19 protein-coding genes are annotated in these 19,818 nt (G+C 30.5%); 9 read left to right on the top strand and 10 right to left on the bottom strand.

Going from position 1 to position 19,818, the window contains the following annotated elements; all coding sequences use genetic code 11:
* Positions 1–108: 108 nt before the first annotated feature.
* Entirely contained in the window at positions 109–993 is an 885-nt protein-coding gene (locus tag JL193_RS06300; RefSeq protein ID WP_207972978.1) for a sterol desaturase family protein, read from the top strand.
* A gap of 134 nt (positions 994–1,127) precedes the next feature.
* On the opposite strand, the gene JL193_RS06295 is transcribed toward JL193_RS06300, so the two are convergent.
* The 6 genes from JL193_RS06295 to JL193_RS06270 all read right to left on the bottom strand — a co-directional run bounded on the left by JL193_RS06295 (position 1,128) and on the right by JL193_RS06270 (position 7,507).
* Positions 1,128–1,859, bottom strand: a complete 732-nt coding sequence (locus JL193_RS06295; protein ID WP_207972977.1) for a metallophosphoesterase family protein — start codon at positions 1,857–1,859, stop codon at positions 1,128–1,130.
* A gap of 164 nt (positions 1,860–2,023) precedes the next feature.
* Complete coding sequence (locus tag JL193_RS06290; protein ID WP_207972976.1) at positions 2,024–3,301, bottom strand: POTRA domain-containing protein; 1,278 nt, start codon at positions 3,299–3,301, stop codon at positions 2,024–2,026.
* Entirely contained in the window at positions 3,301–4,698 is a 1,398-nt protein-coding gene (locus tag JL193_RS06285) for a hypothetical protein (protein WP_207972975.1), read from the bottom strand. The genes JL193_RS06290 and JL193_RS06285 overlap by 1 nt, the downstream gene beginning before the upstream one ends.
* 7 nt (positions 4,699–4,705) lie before the next feature.
* On the bottom strand, positions 4,706–5,539 hold the full coding sequence (locus JL193_RS06280; protein WP_207972974.1) for a universal stress protein: 834 nt from the start codon (positions 5,537–5,539) through the stop codon (positions 4,706–4,708).
* A 68-nt stretch (positions 5,540–5,607) separates the two neighbouring features.
* Positions 5,608–6,609, bottom strand: coding sequence for a glycoside hydrolase family 113 (locus JL193_RS06275; RefSeq protein ID WP_207972973.1), 1,002 nt, complete (start codon positions 6,607–6,609; stop codon positions 5,608–5,610).
* A gap of 28 nt (positions 6,610–6,637) precedes the next feature.
* Positions 6,638–7,507 (bottom strand): hypothetical protein, encoded by an 870-nt coding sequence (locus tag JL193_RS06270; protein WP_207972972.1) that lies wholly within the window; start codon positions 7,505–7,507, stop codon positions 6,638–6,640.
* Positions 7,508–7,679: 172 nt separating this feature from the next.
* Between JL193_RS06270 and JL193_RS06265 the strand changes: the two genes are divergently transcribed.
* The 8 genes from JL193_RS06265 to JL193_RS06230 all read left to right on the top strand — a co-directional run bounded on the left by JL193_RS06265 (position 7,680) and on the right by JL193_RS06230 (position 16,907).
* Complete coding sequence (locus JL193_RS06265) at positions 7,680–9,032, top strand: NAD(P)/FAD-dependent oxidoreductase (protein ID WP_207972971.1); 1,353 nt, start codon at positions 7,680–7,682, stop codon at positions 9,030–9,032.
* 46 nt (positions 9,033–9,078) lie between these two features.
* Positions 9,079–10,701: a 4Fe-4S binding protein gene (locus JL193_RS06260; RefSeq protein WP_207972970.1), complete on the top strand. Its 1,623-nt coding sequence runs from the start codon at positions 9,079–9,081 to the stop codon at positions 10,699–10,701.
* Positions 10,702–10,780: 79 nt separating this feature from the next.
* Entirely contained in the window at positions 10,781–11,320 is a 540-nt protein-coding gene (locus JL193_RS06255; RefSeq protein WP_243456856.1) for a toxin-antitoxin system YwqK family antitoxin, read from the top strand.
* Positions 11,317–12,009 (top strand): glycosyltransferase family 2 protein, encoded by a 693-nt coding sequence (locus tag JL193_RS06250; protein ID WP_207972969.1) that lies wholly within the window; start codon positions 11,317–11,319, stop codon positions 12,007–12,009. The genes JL193_RS06255 and JL193_RS06250 overlap by 4 nt, the downstream gene beginning before the upstream one ends.
* Entirely contained in the window at positions 12,009–13,508 is a 1,500-nt protein-coding gene (locus tag JL193_RS06245; RefSeq protein ID WP_207972968.1) for a cellulose synthase family protein, read from the top strand. Before JL193_RS06250 ends, JL193_RS06245 begins: the two co-directional genes overlap by 1 nt.
* Entirely contained in the window at positions 13,508–14,956 is a 1,449-nt protein-coding gene (locus JL193_RS06240; protein ID WP_207972967.1) for an MptA/MptB family glycosyltransferase, read from the top strand. Before JL193_RS06245 ends, JL193_RS06240 begins: the two co-directional genes overlap by 1 nt.
* A 66-nt stretch (positions 14,957–15,022) precedes the next feature.
* Positions 15,023–16,051 (top strand): LacI family DNA-binding transcriptional regulator, encoded by a 1,029-nt coding sequence (locus JL193_RS06235; protein ID WP_207972966.1) that lies wholly within the window; start codon positions 15,023–15,025, stop codon positions 16,049–16,051.
* Between the two features lie 43 nt (positions 16,052–16,094).
* Positions 16,095–16,907 (top strand): HAD family hydrolase, encoded by an 813-nt coding sequence (locus JL193_RS06230; protein WP_207972965.1) that lies wholly within the window; start codon positions 16,095–16,097, stop codon positions 16,905–16,907.
* A 249-nt stretch (positions 16,908–17,156) separates the two neighbouring features.
* Here the strand turns inward: JL193_RS06230 and JL193_RS06225 are convergent, their stop codons facing one another.
* From JL193_RS06225 to JL193_RS06210, 4 genes are all read right to left on the bottom strand, one after another.
* Positions 17,157–17,498, bottom strand: a complete 342-nt coding sequence (locus JL193_RS06225; protein ID WP_243456855.1) for a PIN domain-containing protein — start codon at positions 17,496–17,498, stop codon at positions 17,157–17,159.
* A gap of 54 nt (positions 17,499–17,552) precedes the next feature.
* On the bottom strand, positions 17,553–17,798 hold the full coding sequence (locus tag JL193_RS06220; protein WP_207972964.1) for a hypothetical protein: 246 nt from the start codon (positions 17,796–17,798) through the stop codon (positions 17,553–17,555).
* Between the two features lie 146 nt (positions 17,799–17,944).
* Entirely contained in the window at positions 17,945–18,898 is a 954-nt protein-coding gene (locus tag JL193_RS06215) for a carbon-nitrogen hydrolase family protein (RefSeq protein WP_207972963.1), read from the bottom strand.
* Between the two features lie 58 nt (positions 18,899–18,956).
* Entirely contained in the window at positions 18,957–19,748 is a 792-nt protein-coding gene (locus JL193_RS06210) for a DUF2797 domain-containing protein (protein ID WP_207972962.1), read from the bottom strand.
* Between the last annotated feature and the right edge of the window lie 70 nt (positions 19,749–19,818).

Here is a 19,818-nt window from a genome sequence, read left to right as displayed (position 1 = left end):
GTTTTATGTAATGTATCGACTATATTACCCATTATTTTTATTTTTTTCAAAAGCAAAATTTTCAGACCTTTCTGGTTTTAAAAATATAAAAAACACTTTGTAGGCAATATGAACAAATACATAGACCTCATAAAAAAATCTTATTCCGATTATTGGAATTATCTCAAAAATTCTGTTTTGATGGAATTAAACTGGGAAAATTATTTTTATGGTTTGATTATTATTTCGCTAGTTGTTTGGGCTTTAGAAGCTATTTTTCCTTGGCGTAAAAACCAATCGTTATTTCGAAAAGATTTTTGGTTAGACACTTTTTACATGTTCTTTAATTTCTTTTTATTAAACCTTATTGTGCTTGTTGCTTTGTCTAATTCAGCCGCCGAAATTTTTAATGATATTTTAGGAATTATTGGTTTATCTATTTCTAATTTTCAACTATTAGAAATTAATAAATTACCTTTTTTTGCAAGAATTTTTATCTTTTTTATTGTGGTAGATTTTGTACAATGGTGGACACACAGATTGTTACATCGATCTGAATTTCTTTGGAATTTTCATAAAGTGCATCACTCTGTAAAAGAAATGGGCTTTGCTGCACATTTACGCTATCATTGGATGGAACCCGTGGTTTACAATTCTTTACGATACATTCCTTTGGCAATTATTGGAGGTTTTTCTGCACAAGATGTGGCATTGGTACACTTTTTTAACATAGCCATTGGGCACTTAAATCACGCAAATATCAATTGGGATTATGGTTGGTTAAAATATGTTTTAAACAATCCTAAAATGCACATTTGGCATCATTCTAAAAAATTACCTGAAGAGAGAAAATATGGAGTAAATTTCGGGCTAACTTTAAGTATTTGGGATTATATTTTTAAAACAAATTACATACCGCATTCTGGAAAAGATATTGAGTTGGGTTTCGAAGGTGATGAGGATTTTCCGAAAGATTTTTTTAAACAAGAATTGTATCCTTTAAGTAAAAAATAAACCTGTTATTCCGAGCGAAACGCAGTATAGTCGAGAAATCTTGGAATGTAATTTAGATTGCTAAATTAAAGATTTCTCTACAAGTTAGAAATGACATTGAAATTGATAGATTTTTTTTATAACTTGTATTTACATTATTTATTCCTCCCTTTTTCATTAGGATATAAACTTGGCAATTTATCGCTTTGTACATATTGTTTTGTTGCGACATTCATCGCACAAATTTTTCCCGTAAAGGCAGCTCCAGTATCAACATTCCAAATATTTAGAGCATTCATTGGTGTTTCTACATTAAAATTTAAAGTAGGTGTATGCCCTATAAAAATTTCTTTATAATGTTGCACTCTTTTGGGATAAAAAGTAGAATTGCTATCTATTTTTTGATTTGCAGCCAAAGCCATTTCCCATAAAGTTCTATCGAAATAAAAATTTTCTTTAAAAATTTCTTTTTCAACGCCATGCATAGAGGTAAAACCTGCGTGTAAAAACAAACGATTTTTATCATCTAAATAATACAAGGGCATCTTCTCGAAAAATGCGAAATGTTGCTTTTTTTCTTCTGCCGAAAAACCTTCGTAGCTATCTATGGTTTCTTTTCCTCCATGCATATACCAAGTAGGGTTTACTTGATCTTTTTTTAACCAATTTTCACACCAAACATCGTGATTTCCCTTAATAAAAATACAATTAATTTTTTCTGATAAATCTATTAAAAACTCAATAACTTGGGCAGATTCGCTCCAACCATCTACATAATCTCCTACAAAAATTAAAGTATCTTCTTCTGTAACTTTAATTTTATTTAAAACTTGAAGTAAGGCTTTTAAACCTCCATGAATGTCGCCGATTACAAATGTGTTTTGCATACTATTTTTTTACAAAACTAAGTGTTTATTTTATAACTAAACTTGCGTTAGGGATAGAAATGGCATCCTTTTTAGTTGCTAGTTCGAGTGAATTTGTGAAGAATGAACAAATTTATATCGAGAACAAAACTAAAAAGATATAATGGATAGCCCGTTAAAACGCCCTAAAAATATTGACCAATTCCAAAAACCAAACCGCCTTTAGAGTTGTTTTTTGAGTTTAAAAGACTAAAACCATAATCGATTCTAAAGGTGGCATTGTATATTTTTTTGCTGATAAAACGCAAACCAATGCCAGAGTAAATTCTGATATTTTTTTCTTTAAAAAAGTCGTTTAATTCGCCTCCAGGATTTCTCCATGAACCTGCATCTGTAAACATATTGGTTTGTATGGCTAGCCAACCTTTGTCGTAAATTGTGTGCCGATATTCTGTATTTAAAACAATACTTCCTGTACCTCTATCTACTAAAATACCTACACCCCGTAAATTTATATTGTTGTCTAGGGCAAATGGTGCAAAAGGGGTTTTGTCATTAGAAGACAAACCAAAGCGAAGTCTATTGGCCCAATTGCCTTTTGCTCCTATTCTTCTGTAATAAAAAAAATCGTTCCAAGCAATTAAAAAATCGTTTTGAAAATCGTTTTCTGTAATTACATATTGGGCATATAAGACGCTTTTAAAACCAGTAACATATTGGAAAAAATAATTTAAACTATCGTAAGAATAAACCAGTTTTAAAAGAATTTTATCTAAATCTAAATTTTGAGGGATGGAAGCATCTGTAGCTCCTGATAGATATTTGTATTTTTCTGAAAAAAAGTTGAAACCAAAATCGAAGCTGTTTTTTAAATTGATTTGGTGCAAAGCTAAAACTTCAAAAGAAATATTATTGTATAAATAATTTGCTGTTTTGTCTCCAAAATACAGGGGTTCTTCGCTTTTCCAATCTTGATGATTTATTGCGACACCCCATTTTTTAGAGAATAGGTTGGGTGCTCTAAAGTTAATGGCGTACGAATCGAATCCGTTGTTTTGGTAAAAACCGCCAAAGGTAATATTTCTTCCTAAAAAGTTGTAATCATAAAGTCCTAATTTATAGGAAAACTGATTGTTTGTGGTGGTCCAAAGGTTAATTTCTGGAATTATTGTAAAGTTTTCTTCGATAGTAAATAATACTTCGTAATTGTTCTCTTGAATTTTGTTTACTTGATAAGAAACATTGCTAATTGCAGGCAATCTTTTTAGAAAAATAATGTCTTCTTCTATTTTTAAAGAGTCTAAAGGTTTATTTTTTTGGGTTAAAATAACACTCTGTAAATAAGAAATTTTTAACCTTTTATGACCTTTAATTTTAACTTTTGTAATTTGATTTTCTTGTGCGTGTATAAAACTTACTAAAAGCAAAAAGGGAATTATAAAAATGCTTTTATTAACCTTCATTACTGCACAATAAAAATTTTCTGAATTACTAAATTTACCCAATTATCTTCACTAATTCCGAATAAAGTAAGGGTGTTTTCATCATCTAAAACAAATGCTGGTGGCGTACTTTTATTTAAATTTTCGGTTACATTAGAAGTATCGTAATATTTAAATGTTTTTTCTGTTGTGTAAGTACCAGATAAAAAACTATCGTCTTTTTTCGTAAAAATTTGAAGGTATTTTACATTATCTGTATGTGTGCCATCTGTCCAAGTAAATCGTGGTTTTAAAGTTTCGGAATCGTCGATTGTAATTTCGCTTTTCCACTCTGTAGTTTTTGTTTGATTTTTTGTTTTAATAGGATCCGAAACATATAACTTATCGCCAGAAATAAAGGTAACTATGCACCAAACTTCTTTAGAACTATTGTTAGAAAATCTTCTAAACTTATTTCCTAAAGCTGGTGTAGATGTAAGGTTTTTTCTTCTGTAGTTAGAGAAATCTGTTTTAAGAACACTTGTATCTTCTGTTTCGTAATATCTAAAATCGTAGGCATCTGCAACTGGCTGGTAATAAATATAGGTAGTTTCTTTATTGCCATTTGCGTTTGCTGCAAAAGCTCTTGCTGTATTGATTGTTTTATCTGTATGTACAGCAATATATTCCTCTAAACTTCTTGGTATGAATTGTTTTTCGATAATTAAGTTTACCCAATTGTCTTCACTTACCCCCATTAATGTAAAATTGTAAATCTCGTCTTCTACTAAATCTTTTGGTTTTGTGGTATTTATATTTAAAACTACATTAGAAGTATCGTAATATTTAAATGTTTTCTCTTTGGTATATGTTCCAGAAATAAAGTTGTTTTCTTCATCGGAAATTACCTGAAAATAAATTTCATTTTCTTGGATAGTTCCATCTTTCCAAGTAAATCGTGGTTCTAAGGTTTTGGTATAATCGATAGCTACTTCCGAGTTATACTCTGTATCTTTCGAGGCGTTTTTTAAACGAATAGGGTTAGAAATATGTAATTTACCTTCTTTTATATAAGTTACCAGACACCATGTTTCTGTGGCACCAGATCGCAAAAATCGTTGTAATTTTCCTCCAAAAACATCTTCTTGTCTTAACGTTTCTCTTCGGTAATTAGAGTAGTCTTTCTCGTTAACATTTACATCTTTAGTTTCGTAGTAACGAATATCTGTTGCGCCAGCTTCTGGGTAATAGAAAATATAATTTAAGCTTGTATTTCCATCTGCATTTGCAGCGCAGGCAATTAAATCGTCTAATTCTAGGTTCGAATTTTCATCTACATATTGTTGCAAATTTCTAGGGACGATAACATCACTATCCTCTGAACACGAAAAAAATGTTGCAATAAAAATAAAAAAGAATAAAAAACGCTTACAATTCATTAAAAATCTAAATTTTAAAAGTCATAATTGGTAAAGTAGCATGGTTGCTTAAATCTTCGGAAATGCTTCCAGAAAAAATATGCGACAATCCTTTTCTACCATGTGTTGCCGTTGAAATTAAATCGGCACCAACTGCATTCGAAAAAGTTAAGATACCATCTTCTATCGATCTAGAACAAACAAAATGAACGTTTATCAAACGGTCTGCATTTCCTTCGGCTTCCATTAAAAATTGGTAAGCCAATGCATCCATTTCTGGTGTTGTTTTAAAGTTTTCGTTTGGTAAATTTACGTACAAAATATGTTTTTTTGCATTAAATAATTCTAAAGTTTTAAGCATTTTTTTAAATGCAGGAATCGATTCTTTTGAAAAATCGGTTGCAAATACGACATCTTTAAAGTTTACGTCGTGCAATTCGTTTTTAATTACCAACACAGGAATTTCGGAATAACGAACTACTTTTTCTGTATTTGAGCCCATAAAAAACTCTTTTAAACCGCTAGCACCATGTGAGCCCATAATAATTAAATCGGCATTTACCTCTTTGCCAACAGCATTTATTTCGCTAAACACTTTGTAATGTTTTATAATTGGCACTACATTTACCTCTTTTAAATAGTCTTTTTCTAAAAAGGTTTTAAATTTTTTTTCTGCTAATTTTAAGAAAAAAATGGCTTTTTCTTGCTGATAACTAGGGCTTTCTGCTAGATTAACTTCTTGTATATCTAACATATGCAATGCAATTATAGATGCATTTGTTTTTTTTGCCAATTGTGCTGCAGTTTTTAATGCATTTTCTGAGTGATTTGAAAAATCTACGGGTACAACTATTTTTTTCATAATGATTATTTTTAATTTACTCAAATTTACAATCGATTTTTTGAAAAGAAAACGATAATTATCATGTTTTATTGAGCATATAATTTTCTTAGCAATTCTTCTGCAGGTTTGTTTTGTGGTGTAAATCGGTTGTTTTTTTCTCCTCCAACTCGATCGTGGCTATGAAACCATTTCCAAACGAAACCGCCTGCAAACCACTCTTCTTTCCAAAACTGATTGTGTATTGCCTGCAAGCCATTTACTTGTGCTTCTAAATTTACATTTTCTGTTACTCGATTAGAATTCCAAGGTTCTTTTCCTGAAAAATCGATGCTTCTATAACCGAACTCTGTAAATAAAATAGGTTTTTTAAATTGTTTTTGTACCTGTTTAATTTCGTTTTTATGTGGTTTCCATCCTGCTTCAAAATCTGCAACTGATGGTGTTTTTTTATCTGTTAAAGGAAAATAAGCATCAATGCCTATGTAATCTAATGCACTCCAAAAAGGCACTCTTTTAAATTCGTCCCAATTTGCTGCGTATGTAAGTTTTCCTTTGTAAACCTTTCTAATTTCTTTGATTAATTTTTGCCAATAAACGGGCCTATTCATTACAAATTGCTCTAATTCTGTTCCAATGCATAAAATGTCTGCTTGTAAATTTTCGGCGGCTTTTGCATAGGTTAAAATAAATTCTAAATAAGAATTTTCTAAAATTGTCCAATTTTTTTCAGAAGTCATTTTTATATTTCCAGTAAACTCTCCATGATATACCCAAATATGTGGTTTTACCATAATTTTTATGCCTTCTTTTTGAAACTTTTTCGCATATTGTAGCAAGCCATTTTTGGTTTCTCCAAACCATTGCCTGTTTGTATTATAAATTATTTTGGGCGTAGCTAATTTTCTAATAAAGCCAAAAGGCATCAAAGCAACATAATTGCTTTGTGCCTTTAGTACAGGTTTTATATGTACTTTGTGTATGGTATCTCTTGATGCTACAAAACTAACACCATTAATTTTTTTAGTTTGACTTTTACAGGAAAAACATAACGATATTAAAAGAGATAAAAGGAAGTTTTTTGTTTTCATAAAATCTCCCTAAAAATAGTTCTTTTTGTTAAAACAATGCTCTTAAACCAATGTTAAAACTTTGTCCTAAGCCAGTATTTTCTCCTCTTACAAACTTACTATACAAAACTTCTAAGTTTAAAACCTCGTTTAATTGATATTTGCCTCCAAAACCCAATGCTGTAAAATCTTGAGTAAAATCTCCAAAACGTTGCGAATGTTGTACAAAACCTAATACTGTAGATTTATCTGATGGAAAATAACTCATAAAAATTCCTGGAGCTAGTACAAATGTATTGTTTGCAAAACTTGCCTCTTCTCCAAAATGATACTCTGTATTTAGTTCTGTAAACAACTGCCAATCTCCACTTGGCAACGTATAATCGTAGAAAAATCTATTCTGAAATGTGTATGCTGTTTGGTCTAAAAAGACTCCGTCTGTATTTTTCTCTCCTTCAAATAAAGGAATATGAAAAGCACTCTGAATAGAAAAATTACCAATATTTTCTATTGGTTGAATTTTAATCGCTGGTGCAAAAGAAGATAATCCTTTTCTTGAATTAACATCATTTCCTAAATCAAAAACGGCTAAAGCACTTCTTCCATTTATGGTATTTGAACGATATTCTAAAATTGCACCAACATTTATTCTATTATTATCGGAAACACCAGTAAAAACCTCTATCGTAGATGTAAAATAATTTTCTCTTGGCTTATCTTTTTTAACTCCTTCAAACTTTCCTTTTGTTTCTGTATATAAATTATTAAAAAATTTAATGTCCCACTGGCCTTTATTTAATAATTTAGAAGGTGTGTAGGTTTGAATGTTACTTTTTGCGTCATCGTCTTCTTGAGCAAATGATTGCAAGCTTATAATTAAAATAGCTGCAAATACGAGTTTAGAAATTGTTTTGTTCATTTTTTTGATTGAATTTAATTTTATTTCGATATTAAAAATTTTCTAACTAAGTCTTTACTTCTTTCGATAACTTACAAAAAAAAATAATTCCTTATTTAAAATAATTCTAAACTACATTTAAATTTTAAGTTCTTAACTTTAGCTTCGACATAAAAGCAACAATCAATTAATTATGGAACACATCGTTATTATTGGTAATGGAATTTCTGGAGTAACTGCAGCCAGACATATCAGAAAAAATTCTGATAAAAAAATTACCATTGTCTCTGCAGAACACAAATATTTTTTCTCACGAACTGCACTTATGTATGTATATATGGGGCATATGAAGTTTGAGCATACACAACCTTACGAAGATTGGTTTTGGAAAAAAAACAACATCGAATTAAAAAAAGGTTATGTTGCAAAAGTAGATACCGAAAATAAAAATTTACAATTCTCTAACGGAACTTCTTTAACCTACTCTAAGTTAATTATTGCAACAGGTTCTAAACCCAATAAATTTGGCTGGCCAGGGCAAGATTTAGAAGGAGTTATGGGAATGTACCATAAACAAGATTTAGAAAAATTAGAAAAACATGCACCTAATAACAAAGTTTGTAAAAGAGCCGTAATTGTTGGTGGTGGTTTAATTGGTATAGAATTGGCAGAAATGTTAAGAAGTAGAGACATTCCTGTTACTTTTTTAGTGCGCGAAAATAGCTTTTGGAACGGAGTTTTACCAGCACAAGAGTCTGCAATGATTAACAATCACATTAAAGAACATCATATAGATTTGCGTTTAAATACAAATTTAAAAGAAATTAAAGCTGATGAATTTGGAAAAGTACGTTCTGTAATTATTGAAGAAACTGGCGAAGAAATTTTTTGTAACGTGGTTGGTTTAACTGCAGGAGTTACACCAAATATCGACTTTTTAAAAGATAGCAATATCGAAACCAAAAGAGGTGTTTTGGTTAACCGTTTTTTAGAAACCAATGTTAAAGATGTTTACGCTATTGGCGATTGTGCAGAACAACACGAAGCGATAGGTCAAAGAAGAAATATCGAAGCAGTTTGGTACACAGGACGTATGATGGGAGAAACACTTGCACAAACGATTTGCGGAAATAAAACAGAGTACAAACCTGGGCATTGGTTTAATTCTGCAAAGTTTTTAGACATCGAATACCAAACTTATGGTTGGGTTTTTAGCGAAAAAAGCAAGCAAGAAAACGAAGCTTATTTTCAATGGAAACACCCAAAAGAACATAAATGCATTACCATTTCTTTTGATAAAAAATCCAACAAGTTTTTAGGAATAAATACTTTTGGCATTCGAATGCGTCACGAAATTTTCGACCAATGGTTAACCGAAAACCAGTCGATTGAACATGTATTGGAACATTTAAAAGATGCCAATTTCGATCCTGAATTTTACAAACTACATGAAGCTGAAATTGTTAAAAAATTCAACAAAGAAAACAATACAAACATTCAACTAAAAAAGAAAAGTTTAAAAAGAATTTTTAGCAAAAGTTACTAAAAAAACCATATCAAATAATACTTAATTCCCACAAAAAACTATCATTTTGAAAATCATAAAAAATCTAGGTCTAATTATCTTTTTAACAGGATTGGCCATATTTATAGGAACTATTTTTTCGGGCTCATTCAACTTAAAACAAGCCGAGTTAAATTCTTTTTTGAAGGAACAAAATTACAAAAACGCACTAATTAAAGAGGCTTTACAAGAAGCTGTTGTGACAGATGAAGCGTTAAACATCTTCGAATTTTCGAGTCGTGTGCGAAAAGCATATCAAAAATCTAACGATTATTACGATAAGCAAATTGCAAAATACGATGCAGAAAAAAATTGGGACGCGAAAGGCGAACAATATCAATATAAAATTAATGGAAAACCACATACATTAAGTTTTAATTTGGCAAAAAAAGCAGGAAAAGGTTTTGTGACTAAAAATCCTGGTTTGGCTTGGTTTTTAACTTTTGGCTTAGGTATTATTGGAGCTTTATTATTTATTCTTCCGAACTTTATTTTATTAGGAAAACCTGGAATTAAAAACGATCATATTTACCACGAATCTGCAACAAACAGAGGTTTTATTGCATGGTTAGTACTTATCTTTTTAGTTGCCTTTTACTTGGTTTTATATTTCTTTGCAGATTATGTAGTAAATTGGACCTTTATTTTAGATCCAATAAGCCAGTTTTTAGCAGATCGACCTGCAAGCCAGTGGTTTGTTTATGGTTTTTTATACTGTACAGTAATGCTAACTATGGGTGTTCGAATGTTTATAAAATATCGACACAATAAGTATCAAATTGTAAGAACCATTTCTGTTTTATTCTTTCAAATAGTGTTTGCTTTTTTAATTCCAGAAATAATGGCAAGCTTACAAATGCCAGAATACGATTTTAAAAATGCGTTTCCTTTAGATTACGATTTTTTCTTTGAGTGGAATTTAAAAAGCTTAACAGAATCTGGTGGCATTGGAATTTTTATCTTAGTTTGGGGTATTGTTTTAACCCTAGTTATAGTGCCAGTGATGGTTTATTTCTTCGGAAAAAGATGGTATTGTAGTTGGGTTTGTGGATGTGGTGGTTTGGCAGAAACTTTAGGAGATCCTTACAGGCAGCATTCTAATAAAAGTTTAAATGCATGGAAACTAGAAAGATGGTTAATTCATTCTGTGTTAGTTTTCTCTTTAGTGATGACGCTAGTAACGCTTTATTGTTATTTTACAGGGACACAATCGTTTTTAGGAATCAATTCTCAATGGATTAAAGACAGTTATAGCTTTTTAATTGGTGCGTGGTTTGCAGGTGTAATAGGTACCGGTTTTTACCCAATTTTTGGAAACAGAGTTTGGTGCCGTTTTGGCTGCCCTTTGGCTGCATATTTAGGTTTGGTACAACGTTTTAAATCGAGATTTAGAATCACTACAAATGGTGGGCAATGTATTTCTTGTGGAAACTGTTCTACTTATTGCGAGCAAGGAATTGATGTAAGAGCCTACGCACAAAAAGGAGAAAATATCGTTCGTGCAAGTTGTGTAGGGTGTGGAGTGTGCTCTGCAGTTTGTCCAAGAGGCGTTTTAAAATTAGAAAACGGTCCTGAAAATGGAAGAATAAATTCGACTGAAATTTTGCTTGGAAATGATGTAGATTTAATGAAATTGGTAAATGAAAAATAATAAATTAGGTTTCAGTAACAGTTTCTAGTCTCAGTTATGGTTTTAGTTTGTTGTTTGCGGTAGAATTTAATATAGAATAATGAAAAACAGTAAATTTATTCGTAAACTTTTTCAAAAGAATAAAAATTTTGCACCTTTGCGATTTTGTATAACTCTTTTATTAACAATCGCGTTTTCAACAAACATTCTTGCTCAAAAAAAATACCATAAAGAATACTACAAAAATGGGCAACTAAAGCAAGAAGGCTGGCTTTTAAATGGAACAAAGGTAGATTACTGGAAGTATTATTACAAAAATGGGAGTTTAAAAAAAGAAGGACGTTTCAAAAACAATTTTGAAGTAAAATATTGGTATTTTTACCGCCCAAATTCGAATGTAGAAAAAGAAGGGCATTTTAAGAAAGGCAAAAAATATAACTGGTGGTTATTTTATGATGAAAAAGGAAATATAAACCATAAATGTCAACTGAAAAATAATCAAAAAAATGGATATTGCTTAATATACAACAATAAAAAGTTAGTAAAAGCAAGCAAGTTCAAAGATGGAAAAAAAATAAAAGAATGGACAGATTTTTCATCCTTTAAAGATGAAAACAATCTAAATGATTTAAGACAATGACCCCAATTATAAAAGTTATTATACCTGCTTACAACGAGCAAGATTCTATTGAAAATGTTATAAAAGATATTCCTAAAAACGTACAAGAAATTATTGTTATTAGTAATAATTCTACAGATAATACAGAAGAAAACGCCTACAAAGCTGGTGCTACTGTTTTATCTGAAAATAGAAAAGGGTATGGCTATGCTTGTTTAAAAGGAATGGAATACATTGCAGACCAAGAAAAAAAACCAGACATTGTTGTTTTCTTAGATGGCGATTATTCCGATTATCCAGAGCAATTAACAGAAATTATTTCTCCAATTATTAACAAAAATATCGATTTTGTAATTGGTGCTCGTGTAAAACGACTGCGTGAAAGCGGTTCTATGACTCCACAACAAGTTTTTGGAAATTGGCTTGCAACCTTTTTAATGAAATTATTTTTTGGTGCAAAATTTACAGATTTAGGTCCTTTTAGAGCCATTAAATATAATAAATTACTAGCCTTAAATATGGAAGACAAAACCTATGGCTGGACCGTAGAAATGCAATTAAAAGTATTAAAACAGAAAATGTCTTATGTAGAAATTCCTGTAAAATACAGAAATAGAATTGGTGTTTCTAAGGTTTCTGGAACCGTAAAAGGAAGTATTATGGCCGGAATTAAAATTTTAGGCTGGATTTTTAAATATAGTTTTAAATAATGATATTAGATATTATCATCTTCATAATAATTACAATTTATTCAATTTCGCTATTGCTTATTTTTATGTATGCTTTGGCACAATTAAATCTACTTTTTAATTACTTAAAAGCAAAAAAAGAAACAGATACTTCAAAAAAATTCGATTTTACAAACCCTAACGAAATTCCGTTTGTAACCATACAATTGCCCGTTTATAACGAGTTGTATGTAATGAAACGTTTGTTAAAAAATATCGCAAAATTAAAATATCCTTTAGACAAATTAGAAATTCAGGTTTTAGACGATTCTACAGACGAATCTATTGAAACCACAGCAAAAGAAATTCAAAAAATTCAAGAAAAAGGAATCGACATTACGCACATTAGAAGAAGTAATAGACAAGGTTTTAAAGCAGGTGCATTAAAAGAAGGCTTAAGAATCGCAAAAGGAGAGTTTATCGCTATTTTCGATGCCGATTTTTTACCTCATAGCGATTGGTTATACCAAACGGTTCCTTATTTTAAAGATGAAAAAGTAGGCGTAGTTCAAACACGCTGGGGGCATATTAATAGAAATTATTCGACCTTAACTAAAATTCAAGCTTTTGCTTTAGATGCGCATTTTACATTAGAACAAGTGGGTAGAAATAGCAAAGGACATTTTATAAATTTTAACGGAACTGCTGGAATTTGGCGTAAAGAATGTATTTACGATGCAGGCAATTGGGAAGGAGATACACTTACAGAAGATTTAGATTTAAGCTACAGAGCACAACTAAAAAAGTGGAAGTTTAAATATTTAGAAAATGTAGAAACCCCTGCAGAATTACCCATTGTAATTAGTGCAGCAAGATCGCAACAATTTCGCTGGAACAAAGGTGGTGCAGAAAATTTTCAAAAAATGATGCATCGTGTAATTCGCAGTAAAAACATTTCTTTTAAAACCAAAATACACAGTGTTTTACATTTGCTAAACAGCTCTATGTTTACCTGTATTTTTTTAGTTGCTGTTTTAAGTATTCCTATGTTATACATTAAAAATGAATTCGAACATTTAAAAATTTATTTTTATGTAATGAGCTTTTTTGTAATCAGCTCTTTTATATTTTTTGTATGTTACTGGCACATGTATAAAAATATTTATGGAGGCGGATTCTTAAATTTTATAAAATATATTGGTGCATTTTTTACCTTCTTTTCTATTGCAATGGGCTTTTCTTTACACAACACAATTGCTGTTTTAGAGGGGCATTTTGGCAAAAAAAGCGAATTTGTAAGAACACCTAAATTTAATATAAAAAACATTAAAGACGCTTGGAAAACCAACAAATACATTAAGAAAAAACCATCTGGTAATGTAATTATAGAAGGTATTTTAGCCATTTATTTTGCTTACGGAATGTACAGTGCTTTTGTTGTTGGCAACGAAGATGGCGATTTTGGTCTTTTTCCTTTTCATCTAATGCTATTTATTGGATTTAGCTATGTGTTTTTTAAATCTATTTTTTCTAAAGCATAATGTCTTTTTCAGAAAAAAATAAAGCCGTTTTTTTAATTAGCATTAGTGTAATTCTGTATTTTTTCTTTGCCTATTTTTTAGAAAGAACGGCTTTTTATATGCTTTTATTTCTTTGGCTTTCTTTGTTTGCTGCTTTTTATTTTTTAGTAAAAAATAAAAGTATTTCTTTTGCCACTTATGTGGCAATTATGTTGCTTTTTAGAATTGTTTTCTTATTTTCGATTCCGAATTTGTCACAAGATTTTTATCGATTTATTTGGGATGGGCGCATGATTCTTAATGGATTTAACCCCTATTTATCGCTACCAGAAACTTTTATACAGCAAAACTTAACACCAGTTTCAAATACGGTTGAATTGTATCGTGGAATGGGCGAACTAAATGGAAGCCATTATACAAATTACCCTCCACTAAACCAGTTATGTTTTTTAATTGCAGCCCTTTTTGCAAGCAAAAGCATTTTTGGCTCTGTAATTGTGCTTAGAAGTATTATTATTTTGGCAGATATTGGTATTTTATACTTCGGAAAAAAATTACTCGAAAGGTTAAATTTACCAATTAAAAATATTTTTTGGTATCTTTTAAATCCGTTTATCGTTATAGAAATAACAGGCAATTTGCATTTCGAATCTGTCATGTTATTTTTCTTCGTTTGGGGTTTGTACAAATTACACCAACAAAAATGGATTTGGGCAGCGGTTTTAATCGCTTGCTCTGTTTCTGTAAAATTAATTCCTTTGTTGTTTTTGCCCTTGTTTTTTCAATGGTTTGTGCCACTTTTCAATTTTAAAAAAGAAGAAAATAGCGAACACAAATTAATGTCTGTTCGAGCATTATTGAATTTAAAAGATCTTTTAAATGAAGATAGTAAGCCAAGTTTATCGAGAACGACACAGTTCTTAAAACTAACTGCTTTTTACACAATAATTTTGGCAACCACACTCTTATTATTTCTTCCTTTTTACTCTTCAGAATTAATAGCAAATTATTCCAACTCTGTTGGTTTGTGGTTTCGAAATTTCGAGTTTAATGCTAGCTTTTATTATATTTTTAGAGAAATTGGCTACTTGTTTAGAGGGTATAACGAAATTGCAATTATTGGAAAGATTACACCAATTTTAACAATTTTGGTCTTAATTTACATTTCTTTTTTTAGGAAAAACAACAATTTAACACAACTAATAACAGCCATGTTGTTTGGGTTGTGTTTTTATTATTTTACAGCCACTACAGTGCATCCTTGGTATTTGGCAACACCTTTAATTTTATCTGTTTTTACAAAATATAAATTCCCAATCGTTTGGACCTTTGTGGTTATTGTAACCTATCAAGCCTATGCCAATAATCCTTGGAAAGAAAATTTATGGTTGGTTGCTTTAGAATATTTAATTGTATTTTCGGTCTTAATTTTAGAACTTCAACAAAATTATAAGATAAAGAAAATGTAAAATCTTTAGACGATTCTCTATTTCTAATGAGATTTTTGTATTTTAGTCGCTTATATTTTATTATATATGAAAAGACTTACCATAAAAGACATTGCTAAAGAATTTGATGTTTCCATTTCAACAGTATCTAAAGCGTTGAACGATAGTTATGAAATTAGCGTAAGTACGAAAGAGAAAATTCAGAAATACGCTAAAGAGAACAACTACAAACCTAATTTTAATGCGCTAAGCTTAAAAAATAGACAAACAAAAACAATTGGAATTTTAATACCGAATATGTTAAACTATTTTTTCGCACAAGTTTTTAACGGAATGGAAAAAGTAGCCAACGAAAAAGGGTATAAAATTATTTCTTGCATTTCTAACGAATCTTTTCAAAAAGAGGTAGAAACCATAGAAATGCTTTCTAATGGAAGTATAGATGGTTTTATTTTATCGCTTGCAGAAGAAACCGTATTAAAAAACGACTTTAAACATTTAAAAGAATTAATAGATAATGGCACTCCAATTGTTATGTTCGATAGAGTTGCAGAGTCTATAAATTGCGATAAAGTAATTACAGACGATTTTGATGGCGCTGCAAAAACCGTAAAATATTTAGCAAAAGCAGGAAGCAAAAACATCGCTTTTATTTCTACCATTAGTAATTTAAAGGTAGGTAAAAAGAGACATCAAGGATATTTAAAAGGTTTAGAAGACGCAAATTTAACAGTCGATAACAATATTATTATTAATATTATTGATGAAGATTATAAAAAATACGAAAGCATTTTAGAGCCAATTTTCGACAAAAATAAAATAGATGCCGTAATTGCAACCGACGAATCTTCTGCAATTGCAGCGATGAAAGTCGCGCAGAAAAAAGGACATAAAATACCAGAAAACTTCGCTGTAGTTTCTTTTTCGAACGGAATTTTAGCAAGACACTCTAGCCCAAAACTAACAACAGTTAGCCAACATGGAGAAATTATGGGAGTGACTGCTGCAGAAATGCTAATTAATCGATTAGAAAGTAAACCCGAAGCAAAACAAGCACCACAAACAGTAATTATAAAAACCGATTTGGTAGAGCGTAACTCTACAAAAAAAACTTAGTTTTCAACTAATTTTTGTACTAATAAGAATAAGAATTTTATTTATGAATTTAGAAAAAATAAAGTTAGTTGTTACAGATATGGATGGAACTTTACTAAATTCTAAAAATGAAGTAAGTTCACATTTTTTTAAATTATTTCAGAAATTAAAAGAAAAAAACATTCATTTTTGTGCCGCAAGCGGAAGACAATACAACAGCATTGTAGATAAATTAGCCCCTATTAAAAACGAAATTTATGTAATTGCAGAAAATGGTGCAATTGCCAAAAAAGGAAACGAAACTTTGCTTTTAAATTCTTTAGACGCTCAAAAAATTATAAATATCATTCCTGTTTTACGAAAAATTAATGGCGCAAATATGGTTTTGTGTTCGCAAGATGCTGCTTATATCGAAAGTAAAGATGCGCGATTTATCGATTTATTTCAAGAATATTACTACAGTTATCAAGCGGTTGACGATTTAATTGAAATTGCAAAAACAACACCTATTTTAAAAATTGCTGTCTTTCATTTTAACTCTTCGGAAGCATTTATTTACCCTGAAATAAAACACTTAAAAAACAAGTATCTCCTAAAAGTCTCTGGGCAAAATTGGTTAGATATTTCTACAGACAAAGCCAATAAAGGAAACGCTTTAAGAGAAGTTCAAAAAATATTAAATGTAACCAAAAAAGAAACCATGGTTTTTGGCGATTACCACAATGATATTGAAATGCTAAAAGAAGCCGATTTTAGTTTTGCGATGGAAAATGCACACAAAGACATTAAAGAAATTGCAAATTTCGAAACCAAAAGCAATAACGATTTTGGTGTTGAAAATGTTTTGGAAAAGTTGATCGAAAGTAAAATCAAATAACCAGGGTCTTCTTAAGCGCAGTCGAGAGGTGATTTAAGATTTATAACACCTTCTAATATAACAAAACATTTTTGGTCTTCGACAAGTAAAAACCAACAGACGTTTTTATCAACGGAACGTATAAGAATAGTAGCGGATTTCTAAGCACTTACTTTTCGGTTTGCAACTGTCGTTCGATTTATAAATTTCATTTCGTTTTAGCGATTAAACCGCCATTATTTTTATACAATGTTGTAAATAGTGTTTTTCTCATCGTTCCACCCAGTTTTCAATTTCGATATCAGATATTCGCTTGAATTCTTTTACGTTTTCCGTAACCATAATCAATTCGTTTGCAATTGCGGTTGAACCAATTAATAGGTCAAAATCACTTATCATAATTCCTTTCTTTCTCAAACGGACTTTTTCCTTTGCATAAATATGAATTGAATTAAAAATCGGAAGTATTTTAACTTGCTCCGAAAACTGGTCAATAATTTTGGAGTTCTTTTTTGGGTTTGGACTGTTTTCCGCACCAAATATTAATTCGGCAAGGGTAATTTCCGAAATGGCGCAGTCATCAAGTTTTACTTCCTGAAATTTTTCTATCAAATTATATTTACCTCGAAAAAGGTGAATACAAATATTTAGTATCTAATAAGTATTTCATACGAAACTTGGATTATCTCGTTTTTCAATTCGTGAAGATTTAATTTCGTTAATTATTTCATCCGAAGTTCTATCATCTTCCCACGCACCGAATATTGATTTAATGTCAAACGCTTTTTTCGATTTGGTTTCGATGGATTTGGTTAATTTAATAATCAAGCTCTTTTTGGCATTATTGTCTAAATTCTTTAAATAACCAAAATACTTATCTAGAATTTTATTTGATATGACTAAACTTCCCATTTTATTCTTTTTTTGCAATATACAAATTTATAGTACATTTTTTTTCGCATTATTTGCAACAGACATTATTAAAGTAAACTAAAATTACGTAAACTTACAATATACGCTAAGCATTTCGATAACCTCAGCATAGGCCTGTAGTACGTTTAATTGTCATAAGAAACTGTACTTTGCCTCTCTCTATTTACGTGCAACTTAGTAACATCTGGTCTTGAATAATGCCCAACAGCATCAAAATTTTGTCTTTCTTCTAAAACACGATTAAAATCGAGCGTTTCTATAATTAAACCTTCTTTATACAAAACTGGGGCTACCAACCATTCTCCATCTGGAGACGCAATACAAGAGCCTCCATTTGCTAAAATATCTGGAGCATCTTTTACAATTTTATGATAATGTGGTATTTCTTCTGGAAAATCGGTTTTTGCCATTAAACTAGAAACAGAAATTACAAAAGACCGAGATTCTCTTGCAATAAAACGTGTAATATCTTTGGTATTATGTTCGCTTCCAGGCCAAACAGCAATGTGTAAATTTTCACCTAAACCATATAAAGCTGTTCTTGGCAAAGGCATCCAATTTTCCCAACAATTTAAACCACCCACAGTAAAATCTTTTAACGAATGCACTTGCAAACCATTTCCATCTCCTGGAGCCCAAGTTAAACGTTCTTCGAAAGTTGGTTGTAATTTTCGATGTACAGATTTTATTTCTCCTGCTTCGTTTATATACACTAAAGAAGCGTAAATGCTATGTCCGCCTCTATTTTGTGCACGTTCCATCATACCTAAATAAATAGCAATTTTATTGTTTTTTGCCAATTTACAAATGGAATTTAATTCGCCTTTTTCTATGGTAATTGAATTTCTTACGTAATGCGCATGAATTTCTTTTTGTGTTTTAGAATTCCACGCTGCACCATTGGTTAACGAAATCCAAAATGGATATCCTGGCAATAATGCTTCTCCAAAAACAATTAATTCGCAATTTTCTTTGGATGCATCTACAATTGATTTCTCGATTTTTTCAATTGTTTTTTCCTTATTTAACCAAACTGGAGAAATTTGCGCTAATGCTACTTTTAATAAATTGTTTTTCATGTTTTTTTAATTATTTCTCTGTAAACTTTTGTGGCGTTATTTTACAAAGTTGTAGGTATTAAACCTCAATCCTTACCACCAAACCTTCATTACTTCTAATATTAAAAACGGTTTCATCTTCAAAAATTAAATATTGGCCTTTTATTCCGACTAATTTTCCTGAATAATTGGGTGTTTTTATCAAATTTAAACTTTTGGGTTTAAGTGGATATTTTTTAACTGGAAAATTTAAATTCGTTTCAGCATTACTATTAATAAAATAGGCTTTGGCCTCTTCTGGAATGTAAGGTTCCAATTTGTTTCTCCATTCCACTAAGTTTTCATCATCTACATCGTTCTTTAACATTTTTCGCCAATTGGTTTTGTCTGCAACATGCTCTTTTAAAGCAATTTCTGTAATTCCTGCTAAATACCTATTTGGAACCTCTACAATTTCTATGGCTTCATGTGCGCCTTGATCTATCCATCTGGTTGGAATTTGCGCTTTTCTGGTAACACCCACTTTAACGTTACTCGAATTTGCCAAATATACAATATGTGGTTGCAATTGTACCGATTTTTCGTACACCAAATCTCGGTCTTCTTGGTCTAAATGTGCTGTGCTTAACTCGGGTCTAATAATCCAATCTCCTGCAGAAGGAATCTCAAAAAAACACGATTTACAAAAGCCTTGTCTGTATATTTTTTTTTCTAAATGACAATTTAAACACTCGTATTTTACGAAAGAAATCGTAAACGTTTTATTTAATAGCTGATTCATGTTTAAAAAATCAGAATTCATGTCTAGGTAATACTGAATTTCTTCTGCATTTTCCGTTTTCATTTTTTTTAAAACTCCTTGGTAGGTCATCTCACAAATTTTAGTATTTTTAAACTTCGGTTTTAAAGCGCTTTTTGTTTTAAAACTCAACTAAACAAAC

Source organism: Polaribacter batillariae (assembly GCF_017498485.1).
GTDB classification, from domain to species: Bacteria; Bacteroidota; Bacteroidia; order Flavobacteriales; family Flavobacteriaceae; genus Polaribacter; species Polaribacter batillariae.
Note: the sequence above shows the minus strand (reverse complement) of the source record. Positions and strands in the feature narration are given on the sequence as shown.